We start from the raw sequence: 13,978 nt of genomic DNA, 5'->3' as shown, positions 1-13,978 counted from the left end.
CGACCCGCCAGGCAAACCGCGGCGCATGGCTTTGCGGCCGCCTGGCAGCCGAACTGAGGCTGGCCCCCTCGCCACACAGGGTGAACGGCGTAAACAGGCAGGGACATCTGTCAGACAGAAGCGCTTTCGTCCCCAGGCTGCTAGCGTTATCCTTGAATTCATCTCCATTGCCGTCGGGCGGCTGATAAACAACCTTGAACGCACCCATAGAACCCCATCGTTTCATCCTCGAACCCTTCGAGGCCCATCGCTTCGCCAATCTGTGCGGGCAGTTCGACGAGCATTTGCGTCTGATCGAACAGCGCCTGGCGATCCAGATCCGCAACCGCGGCAATCAGTTCGAACTGATCGGCGAACCCAAGCTCACCACTTCCGCAGAACAACTGCTGCGCCGCCTGTACCGGGAAACCAAGGGTACCGAGCTGTCTCCGGACATGGTCCACCTGTTCCTGCAGGAGTCCACCGCCAACGACCTGGAAAACAATCCGGTCGCCGACGCCTCGGTGGCCCTGCGCACCAAAAAGGGCATGATTCGCCCGCGCGGGCTGAACCAGCAGCGCTACGTGAAGGAAGTGCTGGGCAACGACATCAACTTCGGCATCGGCCCGGCAGGTACCGGCAAGACCTACCTGGCGGTGGCCTGCGCCGTGGATGCCCTGGAGCGCGAACAGGTGCGGCGGATCCTGCTGGTGCGGCCCGCGGTCGAAGCCGGCGAGAAACTCGGCTTCCTGCCGGGCGACCTGGCCCAGAAGATCGACCCGTACCTGCGCCCGCTGTACGACGCACTCTATGAAATGCTCGGCTTCGAGTACGTCGCCAAGCTGATCGAGCGCCAGGTGATCGAGATCGCCCCGCTGGCCTACATGCGCGGTCGCACGCTGAACAACAGCTTCATCATCCTCGACGAAAGCCAGAACACCACCGTCGAACAGATGAAAATGTTCCTGACCCGGATCGGCTTCGGCTCCACCGCCGTGATCACCGGCGACATCACCCAGGTCGACCTGCCACGCGGCACCAAGTCCGGCCTGGCCCATGTCATCGAAGTGCTGAAGGACGTGCCGGGTATCAGCTTCACCCACTTCCAGCCCAAGGACGTGGTGCGCCATCCGCTGGTGCAGCGCATCGTCGAGGCCTACGAGCGCTTCGAGAAGCGTCCGGTCGAGACCGCTGCGACCAAGGACAGCCAAGCCGATGCTTGAACTCGACCTGCAACTGGCCAGCGAAGCGCCAGCCCCGAGCGAAGCCGACTTCCGCACCTGGTGCGCACTGGCCTTGCGCCAGCGCAGCGCCGACTCGGAGCTGACCATCCGCCTGGTCGACGAGGCCGAGGGCCGCGAACTGAACCATACCTGGCGACAGAAGGACTACGCGACCAACGTGTTGTCCTTCCCCGCCGACGTACCGGACGAACTGCTGGATATTCCCTTGCTGGGGGATCTGGTCATCTGCGTTCCGGTGGTCGCCCGCGAGGCGGCCGAGCAAGGCAAGACACTGGAGGCCCACTGGGCCCACCTGGTCATTCACGGCTGCCTGCATCTGTTGGGTTACGACCATATCGATGACGAGGAAGCCGAGGAAATGGAAGCGCTGGAACGAGAGTTGCTTGCTGAACTGGGTCATCCTGACCCTTATGCCGATGACGAAAACTGATCAACAAACCTTTGATCAACAAACCAAGGGAAACGAGTAGATCGCTATGAGCGAAGACCGATCGAGCAACGGGCAGAAGTCCTGGCTGGGTAAGCTGACCCAGGCTTTTGCCCATGAGCCGAAAAACCGCCAGGAGCTGCTGGAGCTGCTGCGCGAAGCCCACCAGAACAAATTGCTGGACAGCGAAGCGCTGGCCATCGTCGAAGGCGCCATCCAGGTAGCCGACCTGCAAGTACGCGACATCATGGTCCCGCGCTCGCAGATGATCAGCATCAAGGCGACCCAGACACCCCGCGAATTCCTTCCCGCCGTCATCGATGCCGCCCACTCGCGCTACCCGGTGATCGGCGAGAGCCACGACGACGTCATGGGCGTCCTGCTGGCCAAGGACCTGCTGCCGTTGATCCTCAAGGAGAACGGCGACGGCTTCAATATCAAGGACCTGCTGCGCCCGGCGACCTTTGTCCCCGAGTCCAAGCGACTGAACGTGCTACTGCGCGAGTTCCGCGCCAACCACAACCACATGGCCATCGTGATCGACGAATACGGCGGCGTGGCGGGCCTGGTGACCATCGAGGACGTGCTGGAGCAGATCGTCGGCGATATCGAGGACGAGCATGATGTCGAGGAAGACAGCTACATCAAGCCGCTGCCCAGCGGTGACTTCCTGGTCAAGGCGCTGACGCCGATCGAGAACTTCAACGAGTTCTTCGACAGCGAATTCTCCGACGACGAGTTCGACACCGTTGGCGGGCTGGTGATGAGCGCGTTCGGCCATTTGCCAAAGCGTAATGAAACCACCGAGATTGGCGCGTATCGTTTCCGTATCCTGAATGCCGACAGCCGTCGGATTCACTTGATCCGACTGACGCCCATCAACCGCTAAGGACCGAAGCTCCCTATGCTGCGCTTAACCCGTCCCGGCTGGCCCGGTAACCTGCTGGCCGTGGTGGCTGGCGCGCTGACTACCCTGGCCCTGGCGCCGTTCGATATCTGGCCGCTGGCGCTGCTGGCGGTGGGCCTGTTCTACGCAGGCCTGCGCGAACTGACGCCACGCCAGGCGCTATGGCGCGGCTGGAGTTTCGGTTTCGGCCTGTTCGGCGCCGGCACCAGCTGGATCTACGTGAGCATCCATACCTACGGCGGCGCCTCGGTGCTGCTGGCAGGCCTGCTGATGCTGGCGTTCATCGCCGCCATCGCCTGGTTCTTCGCCCTGCCCGCCTGGCTCTGGGCCCGCTGGATACGCCGCAATGAAGCGCCGCTGGCCGACGCGCTGGCCTTCGCCGCACTGTGGGTCGCACAGGAAGCCTTTCGCGGCTGGTTCCTGACCGGTTTCCCATGGCTTTATTCCGGCTACAGCCAGCTGAACGGCCCATTGGCCGGCCTCGCCCCGCTGGGCGGGATCTGGCTGATTTCCTTCGCCCTGGCCCTGACCGCCGCCCTCCTGTACAACGCCCGGCGCCTGCTCAGGGGCGGTCGCAAGGCGTTCATCGCCGCCGGCGTGGTATTGCTGGTCGGCCCATGGGCCATTGGCCTGGCACTCAAACACCACGCCTGGACCAGTCCGGCAGGCGAACCGCTGAGTGTCGCCGCCATCCAGGGCAATATCGAACAGAGCATGAAGTGGGACCCGGCACAGCTCAACGCACAGTTGGCGCTGTACCGCGACATGAGCTTCAGTTCCAGGCGGGTCGACCTGCTGGTGTGGCCGGAGACGGCTGTTCCGGTCCTGAAGGAATCTGCCGAAGGCTACCTGTCGATGATGAGCAATTTTGCCGCCGACCGGCATTCGGCGCTGATCACCGGCGTGCCGATTCGCCAAGTGGTGCATAACGAGAAACGCTATTTCAACGGCATCGTCGCGGTCGGCGAAGGCGACGGGATCTACCTGAAGCAGAAACTGGTGCCGTTTGGCGAGTACGTCCCCCTGCAGGATCTGCTGCGCGGGCTGATCGAGTTCTTCGACCTGCCGATGTCCGATTTCGCTCGTGGCCCGGCTGACCAGCCGCTATTGCAGGCCAAGGGCTATCAGATCGCGCCGTTCATCTGCTACGAAGTGGTCTACCCGGAATTCGCCGCCAGCCTCTCGGCGCGCAGCGACCTGCTGCTGACCATCAGCAACGACACCTGGTTCGGCACCTCCATCGGCCCGCTGCAGCACCTGCAGATGGCGCAGATGCGCGCCCTGGAAGCCGGGCGCTGGATGATCCGCGCCACCAACAACGGAGTGACCGGGCTGATCGATCCGTTCGGCCGGATCACCACGCAGATTCCGCAGTTCGAGCGCGGTATCCTGTATGGCGAAGTGGTGCCGATGCACAACCTGACGCCGTACCTGCATTGGCGTTCGTGGCCGTTGATCATCCTGTGCGGTCTGCTGTTCGGCTGGGCGCTGCTGGCGAGTCGGATTGCCAAGACGGTCTGAAGGCACCTCGCCCCCTCCCGACGCCGAACCGACTTTCCAGGGCGAGCGGGCCTTTTGGGGTGAACAGGCGTCTCGAGGTGAAGAGGCTTCCAGTGGCGAGCGGGCTTGCCCGCGCTGGGCTGCCAGGCAGCCCTGAAGCCTGCCGACTCGTTGTACCTGATGCAAAGCGCTCGCTGGTTTTGGGGCCGTTTCACGCCCCAGCGCGGGCAAGCCCGCTCGCCACGATACCCACGCGGGCATGCTCCATGGCCTGGACAGGCAGAAGCCGGCTCAGTAGAAAATCCTGTAGCCCACCTGCCCCACCGCCTCATTGATCAATTGCCCGCTGCGCCAGATCGCCTTGAACTCCGGCAGCCAGCCGCCCAGCGGACTGGCGTTGTCCCGCCCCAGGAAACCCATCGGCGCTGGCACTACGCTGAAACCGGCCCGTTCAAAGCTCCACACCGCCCGCGGCATATGCGCCGCATGGGTAACCACCACCACCCGCTTGATCCCCAACGGCGCCAACAGCTCATGGCTGAACAGGGCATTTTCCCAGGTCGTGGTGCTGCGCTCCTCAAGCCAGCGCACCGTCACCCCGGAATCGTCACGCATCGACTCGGCCATCAACGCTGCCTCGCTGGGCGGCGTACCGTAATGCAGGCCGCCGCTGGTCAGCACCGGCAAGCCCGAGGCCTTGGCCAGCCGGGCCGCATAACGCTGGCGCTCGAGGCCGATGCCGGTCGGCTGGTCGCTGCCCCAGGCCGGGTCACCCCGCTCGCGCCCCGAGCCGAGCACGACAATGGCATCGGCACGCTGTGCCAGCCCGGCCCACTCGCCCTGCTCCAGTGGCGGCACGGTCTCCAGCGCCCGCGCGGACCACTCGACCACCACCGGCAGGCTGATCAGCCAGAATCCGCCAAAACCCAGGGTGAAACACAGCGCCGCCAGGCGAGGACGGCTGCGTCGCAGCCACCAGGCAAGCGCCAGCAACAGCAGGAACAGGCCGGGTGGCAGGAGTAGTTGTTTTAGGATGTAGCGAACGGGCATCGGGCACCTCCAGAAGATGCCCGAAGCCTAAGTGCATAAGGATCAATCAACAACCTTGCAAATCCCTGGCTCGGTGAACGAACCAGGTCCATGACAGACAACAGGATGCAGCCGGGCGGACCTCACTTGGCCCGAAATGACTTGAAACGCGCCGCATACAGCTTCGGCGCCCTGTCCTTCAACCAGATGATCTCGGCCGAACGTGTCCCGTACCCCTGGGGTGGCACCGCTGCCTCTGGCGTGGGTGCGCCGCGACCGCTCAGGTCCAGATAGGCCCTGATCAGTTCGAACTCGGCGCTGCTCAAGCCACGCAGCTCCAGCTCGGCAGGCCGCTCGTCACGCAGGCGGACCGCCGTCCTTGCCGCATCCAGGGCCAGCCCCAGACGCGTGATCAGACGCTCGTACAACTCGGGATCAGTTACATTTCGCTGCGACTCCACCATCCGCTCACCTCATAGAAGACAAGTATCACTTCCCCCTCTATGAGCTTAGCGGCGCACGGCCAACCGGCCCGGCGCCGCGACCAACGGCCTTGGTCACGCAATCAGGGTTTCCCTCGGTAGAGCGGCCTCATGTATGCTACGGGGCTTCCTGTAACTCCACTTCCAGCAGCACCGGCACGGTGCGTTGAAGAGGATTGGGCCACCCTTTCCAGAACAAGTAGCCATGCACGAACACTATCAGCCCCGAGAAATCGAAAATGCCGCCCAATCGTTCTGGGATGAGCAGAAGTCCTTTGAAGTCAGTGAACAGCCAGGCAAGGAAACCTACTACTGCCTGTCGATGTTCCCTTACCCCAGCGGCAAGCTACACATGGGGCATGTGCGCAACTACACCATCGGCGACGTGATCGCCCGCTACCAGCGCATGCAGGGCAAGAACGTCCTGCAACCGATGGGTTGGGATGCCTTCGGCATGCCGGCGGAAAACGCCGCGATGAAGAACAAGGTGGCTCCAGCCAAGTGGACCTACGAAAACATCGCCTACATGAAGAGCCAGCTGCGCAGCCTGGGCCTCGCGGTGGACTGGTCCCGCGAAGTGACCACCTGCAAGCCGGACTACTACCGCTGGGAGCAGTGGCTGTTCACCCGCCTGTTCGAAAAAGGCGTGATCTACCGCAAGAACGGCACCGTGAACTGGGACCCGGTGGACCAGACCGTACTGGCCAACGAGCAGGTGATCGATGGCCGCGGCTGGCGTTCGGGCGCGCTGATCGAGAAGCGCGAAATCCCGATGTACTACTTCAAGATCACCGCCTACGCCGATGAGCTGCTCGAAGGCCTCGACGAACTGCCGGGCTGGCCTGAACAGGTCAAGACCATGCAGCGCAACTGGATCGGCAAGTCCCGTGGAATGGAAGTCCAGTTCCCCTACGACGTCGACTCCATCGGCGAAGCCGGCAAGCTGAAAGTCTTCACCACCCGTCCGGACACCCTGATGGGCGCGACCTATGTCGCCGTGGCCGCCGAACACCCGCTGGCGACCCAGGCCGCCATCAACAACCCTCAATTGCAAGCCTTCATCGCCGAATGCAAGGCCGGCAGCGTCGCCGAAGCCGACGTCGCCACCCAGGAAAAGAAAGGCCTGCCAACCGGCCTGTTCGTCGCGCACCCGCTGACCGGCGAGAAACTGCCGGTGTGGGTCGCCAACTACGTGCTGATGCACTACGGCGACGGCGCCGTAATGGCAGTGCCGGCCCACGACGAGCGTGATTTCGAATTCGCCAGCAAGTACGACCTGCCGATCAAGTCGGTGGTACGCACCAGCTCCGGCGACAGCAACCCTGCCCCATGGCAGGATGCCTACGGCGAACACGGCACCCTGATCAACTCCGGCGAGTTCGACGGCCTGGACTTCGCCGGCGCCTTCGACGCCATCGAAGTCGCGCTGATCAAGAAGGAACTCGGCGCCTCGCGCACCCAGTTCCGCCTGCGCGACTGGGGTATCAGCCGCCAGCGCTACTGGGGTTGCCCGATCCCGATCATCCACTGCGACAGCTGTGGCGACGTGCCAGTACCGGAAGACCAACTGCCCGTCGTGCTGCCGGAAGACGTGGTACCGGACGGCGCCGGTTCGCCGCTGGCACGCATGCCCGAGTTCTACGAGTGCAACTGCCCGAAATGCGGCAAGCCGGCCAAGCGTGAAACCGACACCATGGACACCTTCGTCGAGTCGTCCTGGTACTACGCCCGCTACGCCTCGCCACACTACGAGGGTGGCCTGGTCGACCCGAAAGCCGCCAACCACTGGCTGCCGGTGGACCAGTACATCGGCGGTATCGAACACGCGATCCTGCACCTGCTCTACGCGCGCTTCTTCCACAAGCTGATGCGCGACGAAGGCCTGGTCAACTCGAACGAGCCGTTCAAGAACCTGCTGACCCAGGGCATGGTGATCGCCGAAACCTACTACCGTCGCGAAGCCAACGGTGCCTACACCTGGTTCAACCCGGCAGACGTCGAGCTCGAGCGCGACAGCAAGGCCAAGGTCATCAGCGCCAAGCTGATCTCCGATGGCTTGCCGGTCGAGATCGGCGGCACCGAGAAGATGGCCAAGTCGAAGAACAACGGCGTCGACCCGCAGTCGATGATCGATCAGTTCGGCGCGGACACCTGCCGCCTGTTCATGATGTTCGCCTCGCCACCCGACATGAGCGCGGAATGGTCCGATTCCGGCGTCGAAGGCTCGCACCGCTTCCTCAAGCGCGTCTGGCGCCTGGCGCAAAGCCATGTTGCCCAAGGCCTGCCGGGTAAATTGGACGTTGCCGGCCTGAACGATGAGCAGAAGGCCATTCGCCGCTCGATCCACCTGGCGATCAAGCAGGCCAGCCACGACGTCGGCCAGAATCACAAGTTCAACACCGCCATCGCCCAGGTGATGACACTGATGAACGTGCTGGAAAAGGCTCCGCAAGGTACCGTCCAGGATCGCGCGCTGGTTCAGGAAGGCCTGGAAACCGTGGCCCTGCTGCTCGCGCCGATCACTCCGCACATCTGCCACGAGTTGTGGAGCCAACTGGGTCACGCCGATCCGGTGATCGATGCGCGCTGGCCCGTGCAGGATGACAGCGCCCTGGTCCAGGACAGCCTGGTGCTGGTGATCCAGGTCAACGGCAAGCTGCGCGGCCAGATCGAAATGCCGGCCAGCGCCACCCGCGAGGAAATCGAAGCGGCGGCGCGGGTCAACGAAAACGTACTGCGCTTCATCGATGGCCTGACGATCCGCAAGGTCATCGTCGTGCCCGGCAAGCTGGTCAACATCGTCGCCAGCTAATTGGACCAGGCGCCCGCCATGGCAGGCGCCTTAAAAGATTTCCGGGGCCGCCGTGTCGGCCCACGGTTTCAAGGGGAGCAACAAGATGATCAAACGCAATCTGCTGGTAATGGGCCTTGCAGTGCTGCTCAGCGCATGCGGCTTCCAGCTGCGTGGTACCGGCACCTCTGAACTGACGATCAAGGAATTGTCGCTCAGTGCCCGCAACGCCTATGGGGATACGATCAAGCAACTGACCCAGGTCCTGGAGCACAGCGGTGTCGATGTGCACAAGGGCGCGCCCTACAAGCTGATCCTGACCGACGAACAGGAAACCCAGCGTGCGGCAAGCTACACCGGCTCGGGCCGTAACGCCGAGTACGAACTCAATACCGTGCTGAACTACGAGATTCGTGGTGAAAAGGACCTGCTCCTGACCAGCGGCAAGCTGGAAGCGCAGAAGTACTATGTGCATGACGGCAACAACATCACCGGTGGCGACGCCGAGGCTGGCGAACTGCGCAAGGAAATGCGCCGCGACCTGGTGCAGCAGATGGTCATCCGCCTGCAGATCCTGACGCCCGAGCAACTGGACAGTCTGCAGCAGACCGCCAATGCCAAGGCCAAGGCCGACGCCGATGCCCTGGAGGCCGCACGCAAGTACGAAGCCTCGCAGCCACAGCAATCGCCTCTGGAAGTGCCGAACCAGTAAGCCTTGCGGGGCGCCTCTGGCGCCCCTTGGCCACCCGCCCATGAAACTCGCTCCCGCCCAACTCGCCAAACACCTGCAAGGTGGCCTCGCGCCGGTCTATGTGATCAGCGGCGACGACCCGCTGCTATGCCAGGAAGCCGCCGACGCGATTCGTGCAACCGCGCGCCAGCAAGGCTTCGACGAACGCCAGGTGTTCAGCGCCGACGCCAACTTCGATTGGGGCACCCTGCTGCAAGCTGGTGCGAGCATGTCGCTGTTCGCCGAGAAACGCCTGCTGGAACTGCGCCTGCCCTCCGGCAAGCCGGGCGACAAGGGCGCTGCCGCACTGATGGAATATTGTGCACGGCCGGCCGATGACACCTTGTTGCTGATCAGCCTGCCCAAGCTCGACGGCAGCGCGCAGAAGACCAAGTGGGGCAAGGCGCTGATCGAGGGCCAGCAGACCCAGTTCATTCAGATCTGGCCGGTGGACGCCAACCAGCTGCCACAGTGGATTCGTCAGCGTCTGGCCCAGGCCGGGCTGTCTGCCCAGCAGGATGCAGTGGAACTGATTGCCGCACGGGTTGAGGGCAACCTGCTGGCGGCTGCCCAGGAAATCGAAAAGCTCAAGCTGATGGCCGAGGGTGGGCAGATCACCATCGAAACGGTTCAGGCGGCCGTGGCCGACAGTGCCCGCTTCGATGTATTCGGCCTGGTCGACGCTATACTCAATGGCGAGGCCGCCCACTCCCTGCGCATGCTCGAAGGCTTGCGTGGCGAAGGGGTCGAGCCACCGGTGATTCTCTGGGCCCTGGCCCGTGAGCTGCGGTTGCTGGCCAACCTGTCCCAGCAGTACAGCCAGGGGGTACCACTGGACAAGGCCTTCAGCCAAGCCAAGCCGCCGGTTTGGGACAAGCGCCGACCGCTGATGAGCAAGGCCCTGCAACGGCACTCGGCGCAACGCTGGAGCCAGTTGCTGATGGATGCCCAACGTATCGACGCGCAAATCAAGGGCCAGGCAGCCGGTTCGCCGTGGAGCAGCCTGAGCCGACTCAGCCTACTGATGAGCGGCCAACGTCTGGCATTACCAGCTGAATAACCCCACTGGACAGACGAGCCAGTCTGCCTGATGATTCGCGCTCTACCACCACCCAAGAGTGCACTGCCATGAGCAAGCCGTCCCGGCGCCCCAACAAAGCCAAGTCAATCATCGCCCAGCCACTGTTCCGAAGCCGCCAGGAACAGCCGGCCAAAGGCAAGGGCAGCTACCGTCGCGAAGCCTTCCAGTCTAAAAGCTGGGAGGCTTCTGACTTTCTGGCCGCGTAAAAGTGTCATCACGACCTGTACCCCTCTGGCATGATAAGGTCAGCACCTGATTCGCATTCTTCGGACCCGCGCATGCCCTCTAGTCTCACCCTCGGTTGGCCGTTGCGCCGACTGTTCGCCGCCACCAGCTTCATCCTGCTCGTCGCCTGTGCGGAAAAGCCCACGGCCGCCGACGCCCAGCCGCTGCCGACAGTGCCCGCCGCCCCAGCGCCGACTCCTGCGCCACTGCCTGCTGCAGATACACCATTCATCCAGCCAGCCCAGAGTTTCGAGGAATGGCGATCGGCCTTCCGTATCGAGGCGCTGCGCGCCGGGATCACCGCGAATACCTTCGATAACGCCTTCGCCAATGTCAGCCCCGACATGAGCGTGATCAAGGCCGATCGTAGCCAGCCCGAATTCTCCCGACCCGTATGGGAATACCTCGACGGCGCGCTGTCGGCGACCCGCGTGCGCAAGGGCCAGGCCCTGCTGTTGCAGAACAGCGCCGTGCTGCAAAGCATCGAACAACGTTATGGCGTCGATCGCGAGGCACTGGTGGCCGTCTGGGGCATGGAAAGCAACTTCGGCCAGTTCCAGGGCGACAAGTCGGTGATCCGCTCGCTGGCGACCCTGGCCTACGAAGGCCGCCGTCCGGGCTTCGCCCAAAGCCAATTGCTGGCGGCGCTGCAGATCATCCAGCACGGCGATATCCGCCCGGAGCAGATGCTCGGTTCCTGGGCCGGCGCCATGGGCCAGACCCAGTTCATTCCGACCACCTACAACGCCTACGCGGTGGACTTCGACGGTGATGGTCGCCGGGACATCTGGAACGACTCGGCCGACGCGCTCGCCTCGACCGCCAACTACCTGCAGAGCTCGGGCTGGCAGAAGGGCCAGCCGTGGGGTTTCGAGGTCACGGTGCCGGTCGGCTTCGACTATGCACTGGCCGATGGCGCCATTCGCAAGCCGGTCAGCGAGTGGCTACAGATGGGGGTACAGCTGCCCGCTGGCGTGGCCCTGCCCTATGGCGCCGCGCCACTCTCGGCATCGTTGTTGCTGCCAGCAGGTTACCGCGGACCAGGGTTCCTGATACTCGACAACTTCCGCGCCATCCTCAAGTACAACAACTCGTCGTCCTATGGCCTGGCGGTCGGACTGTTGTCCCAGCGCTTCAACAGCGCGGGCGTGATTCGCGGCAGCTGGCCCAAGGATGACCTGCCGCTCAGCCGCAGCGAACGGATCGAGTTGCAGACACTGCTGAGCAACACGGGCTACGACGCCGGCAATCCTGATGGAATCATTGGCGCCAATACTCGCAAGGCGATTCGTGGCGCACAGCAGTCGTTGGGCTGGCCGGCAGATGGGTACCCGAATCACAAGCTGCTTGAGAGCCTGCGCGAGCGCTAGAGGCGCTTGAGCGCTGGGAGTGGGCCTGTGTGGCGAGCGGGCTTGCCCGCGCTGGGGAGCAACGCTCCCCCAAAACCTGGCATCGTGTGTATCAGGGATAAGGCGGGTGCTTGTTTTACGACTGCTACGCAGCCGAGCGCGGGCAAGCCCGCTCGCCACAAAAGCGAGTTCTCCGCCAATCAGCAATCAGCAATCAGCAATCAGCAATCAGCAATCAGCAAAACCTACAAAAACACCACATCCTGTTCCAGTACCAATTGCCGAGCATCGGCATCCAGGCGTACCCGCGCGCCCAGTGGCAGCGTCAGGTTCGGGTCGCAATGGCCACTGCGCCAGCCAGCCAGTACCGGAATGCCCAATGGACCCAACTCTTGCTTGAGCAGACGGGCCAGCGCCTCGCTATCAACGCCGGCAAAATCCCCCACCAGCACGCCTTTCAGGCCTTCCAGCTTGCCCGCCAGACGCAAATGGGTGAGCAACCGATCCACTCGGTAAAGCGGCTCGTTGACGTCCTCGATCAGCAGGACCACGCCATCGGTGTCGATTTCATAGGGCGTGCCCAGACTGGCGCAAATCAATGTCAGATTGCCACCCTGCAAGCGCCCAGAGGCGCTTCCGGGGGCGAGAGTGGTCAGTGGATAGGCTTTCGGATGCTCGAGCGCGTCACCGGCCGTCAGACGACCACTGAGCAGGCCGAACAGCGAAGACTCGGTCGGAGGCAACTTGCCCTTGAGCAGATCGATATTGAACATCGGGCCGTGGAAGGTCATGAATCCCGCGTAACGAGCGATCGCCAGGTGCAGCGCGGTGATATCGCTGTAGCCAACCAGCAGCTTGGGATTGCGGGCCAGCAGCGGATAATCGATCCGATCCAGTAGCCGTGGGCAGCCGTAACCGCCACGCAGGCAAAGGATGGCGTCGATTTCCGGATCGGAGAAGGCATCATGCAGGTCCTGCAGGCGAACCTCGTCGCTGCCGGCCAGGTAGCCATCCCGTTGCGAGACACCTGGAAAGATCCGCAACCCATAGCCGCGGGAGTTGGCCCATTGCCGGGCCTCGTGAAAGTCGATGGCGACCGGACCGGCCGGGGCGATCAGGCCGATCACCCCGCCACTGGGCAGCGCCGACACCGCGCTTTGTTCCGGGTAGGAGTCCCGCACGGGTCGAAGGCTGCCCATATGCCTTACGAAGCTCCCAGCAGCTCGGCCTTGACCAGCTTGGCCTGTTCGTCGGCGTGGTACGAGGAACGTACCAACGGGCCCGAGGCGATGTTCTTGAAGCCCATTTTGTAGCCTTCCTCGGCGAACCAGGCGAAGGTGTCCGGATGGACGAAACGCTGAACAGGCAAGTGGCTGCGCGACGGCTGCAGGTACTGGCCCAGGGTCAGCATGTCGATGTCGTGCTCGCGCATGCGCTTCATCACTTCGATGACTTCGTCGTCGGTTTCGCCCAGACCGAGCATCAGCCCGGACTTGGTCGGCACGTGCGGCACCATCTGCTTGAAGCGCTGCAGCAGGGTCAGCGACCACTGGTAGTCCGAACCCGGACGCGCGGCCTTGTACAGGCGCGGTACGGTTTCCAGGTTGTGGTTGAACACATCCGGTGGCTCGGCCGCGGTGATTTCCAGGGCGACGTCCATACGGCCACGGTAGTCCGGGACCAGGGTTTCGAGCTGCACGTTCGGCGACAGCTTGCGGATTTCGCGGATACAGTCGGCGAAGTGCTGGGCACCGCCGTCACGCAGGTCGTCGCGGTCCACCGAGGTGATCACCACGTACTTCAGGCGCAGGTCGGCAATCGCCACCGCCAGGTTCATCGGCTCGTCGACGTCCAGGGGCTTCGGCCGGCCGTGGCCGACGTCGCAGAACGGGCAGCGACGGGTGCAGATGTCACCCATGATCATGAAGGTGGCGGTGCCGCCGCTGAAGCATTCGCCCAGGTTCGGGCAGGAGGCTTCTTCGCAGACGCTGTGCAGCTTGTGCTTGCGCAGCAATTGCTTGATGCGGTCGACTTCCGGCGACACCGGGATGCGCACGCGAATCCAGTCCGGTTTCTTCGGCAGTTCGGTAGTCGGGATGATCTTCACCGGAATCCGCGCGACCTTCTCGGCACCGCGCAGCTTGACGCCGGTTTCGACTTTCGCACGGGCCGGGCGCTCGGAAACATCCAGCGTCGGGATCAGGGTTTGCACAGCGTCTTGCGCAGTAGTCATA

At 63.4% G+C, this 13,978-nt stretch carries 13 protein-coding genes; 9 read left to right on the top strand and 4 right to left on the bottom strand.

The window, feature by feature from the left end; genetic code table 11:
• Window positions 1-194: 194 nt before the first annotated feature.
• Genes AC6I6U_RS08135 through lnt form a run of 4 tightly spaced genes read left to right on the top strand, consistent with a single transcriptional unit; the run spans window position 195 to window position 4,078 of the window.
• On the top strand, window positions 195-1,202 hold the full coding sequence (locus tag AC6I6U_RS08135) for a PhoH family protein (RefSeq protein WP_497881457.1): 1,008 nt from the start codon (window positions 195-197) through the stop codon (window positions 1,200-1,202).
• The gene (ybeY, locus tag AC6I6U_RS08130; protein ID WP_497881456.1) at window positions 1,195-1,653 is read left to right on the top strand and encodes an rRNA maturation RNase YbeY; all 459 of its coding nucleotides are present in this window, start codon (window positions 1,195-1,197) and stop codon (window positions 1,651-1,653) included. Before AC6I6U_RS08135 ends, ybeY begins: the two co-directional genes overlap by 8 nt.
• Window positions 1,654-1,699: 46 nt before the next feature.
• Window positions 1,700-2,539 (top strand): CorC family transporter, encoded by an 840-nt coding sequence (locus tag AC6I6U_RS08125; RefSeq protein WP_497881455.1) that lies wholly within the window; start codon window positions 1,700-1,702, stop codon window positions 2,537-2,539.
• A 15-nt stretch (window positions 2,540-2,554) separates the two neighbouring features.
• Window positions 2,555-4,078, top strand: coding sequence for an apolipoprotein N-acyltransferase (lnt, locus tag AC6I6U_RS08120; RefSeq protein WP_497881454.1), 1,524 nt, complete (start codon window positions 2,555-2,557; stop codon window positions 4,076-4,078).
• Window positions 4,079-4,348: 270 nt separating this feature from the next.
• On the opposite strand, the gene AC6I6U_RS08115 is transcribed toward lnt, so the two are convergent.
• Together AC6I6U_RS08115 and AC6I6U_RS08110 are read right to left on the bottom strand one after the other, a co-directional pair.
• Window positions 4,349-5,107, bottom strand: a complete 759-nt coding sequence (locus tag AC6I6U_RS08115) for a YdcF family protein (RefSeq protein ID WP_497881453.1) — start codon at window positions 5,105-5,107, stop codon at window positions 4,349-4,351.
• A gap of 122 nt (window positions 5,108-5,229) precedes the next feature.
• Window positions 5,230-5,550, bottom strand: coding sequence for a hypothetical protein (locus tag AC6I6U_RS08110; protein ID WP_497881452.1), 321 nt, complete (start codon window positions 5,548-5,550; stop codon window positions 5,230-5,232).
• Between the two features lie 223 nt (window positions 5,551-5,773).
• Here AC6I6U_RS08110 and leuS point away from each other — a divergent pair, with 223 nt between their 5' ends.
• From leuS to AC6I6U_RS08085, 5 genes are all read left to right on the top strand, one after another.
• Complete coding sequence (leuS, locus tag AC6I6U_RS08105) at window positions 5,774-8,380, top strand: leucine--tRNA ligase (RefSeq protein WP_497881451.1); 2,607 nt, start codon at window positions 5,774-5,776, stop codon at window positions 8,378-8,380.
• A gap of 85 nt (window positions 8,381-8,465) precedes the next feature.
• Window positions 8,466-9,071: an LPS-assembly lipoprotein LptE gene (locus AC6I6U_RS08100; RefSeq protein ID WP_497881450.1), complete on the top strand. Its 606-nt coding sequence runs from the start codon at window positions 8,466-8,468 to the stop codon at window positions 9,069-9,071.
• A gap of 40 nt (window positions 9,072-9,111) precedes the next feature.
• Entirely contained in the window at window positions 9,112-10,149 is a 1,038-nt protein-coding gene (gene holA, locus AC6I6U_RS08095; protein ID WP_497881449.1) for a DNA polymerase III subunit delta, read from the top strand.
• Window positions 10,150-10,217: 68 nt separating this feature from the next.
• Window positions 10,218-10,376, top strand: coding sequence for an alternative ribosome rescue factor ArfA (arfA, locus tag AC6I6U_RS08090; RefSeq protein ID WP_010446709.1), 159 nt, complete (start codon window positions 10,218-10,220; stop codon window positions 10,374-10,376).
• A 72-nt stretch (window positions 10,377-10,448) separates the two neighbouring features.
• Window positions 10,449-11,765 carry a lytic murein transglycosylase gene (locus tag AC6I6U_RS08085; protein WP_497881448.1) on the top strand — a complete coding sequence of 439 codons (1,317 nt, stop codon included), beginning with the start codon at window positions 10,449-10,451 and terminating at the stop codon, window positions 11,763-11,765.
• 224 nt (window positions 11,766-11,989) lie between these two features.
• On the opposite strand, the gene AC6I6U_RS08080 is transcribed toward AC6I6U_RS08085, so the two are convergent.
• Window positions 11,990-12,943: a S66 peptidase family protein gene (locus AC6I6U_RS08080; protein ID WP_497881447.1), complete on the bottom strand. Its 954-nt coding sequence runs from the start codon at window positions 12,941-12,943 to the stop codon at window positions 11,990-11,992.
• Window positions 12,944-12,948: 5 nt separating this feature from the next.
• Window positions 12,949-13,977 (bottom strand): lipoyl synthase, encoded by a 1,029-nt coding sequence (lipA, locus tag AC6I6U_RS08075; protein ID WP_026145041.1) that lies wholly within the window; start codon window positions 13,975-13,977, stop codon window positions 12,949-12,951.
• Window position 13,978: the final 1 nt, after the last annotated feature.

Source organism: Pseudomonas sp. UTLPPB19802, assembly GCF_059730225.1.
The sequence above is the reverse complement of the archived record's forward strand: the minus strand, read 5'-3'. Positions and strand labels throughout refer to the sequence as shown.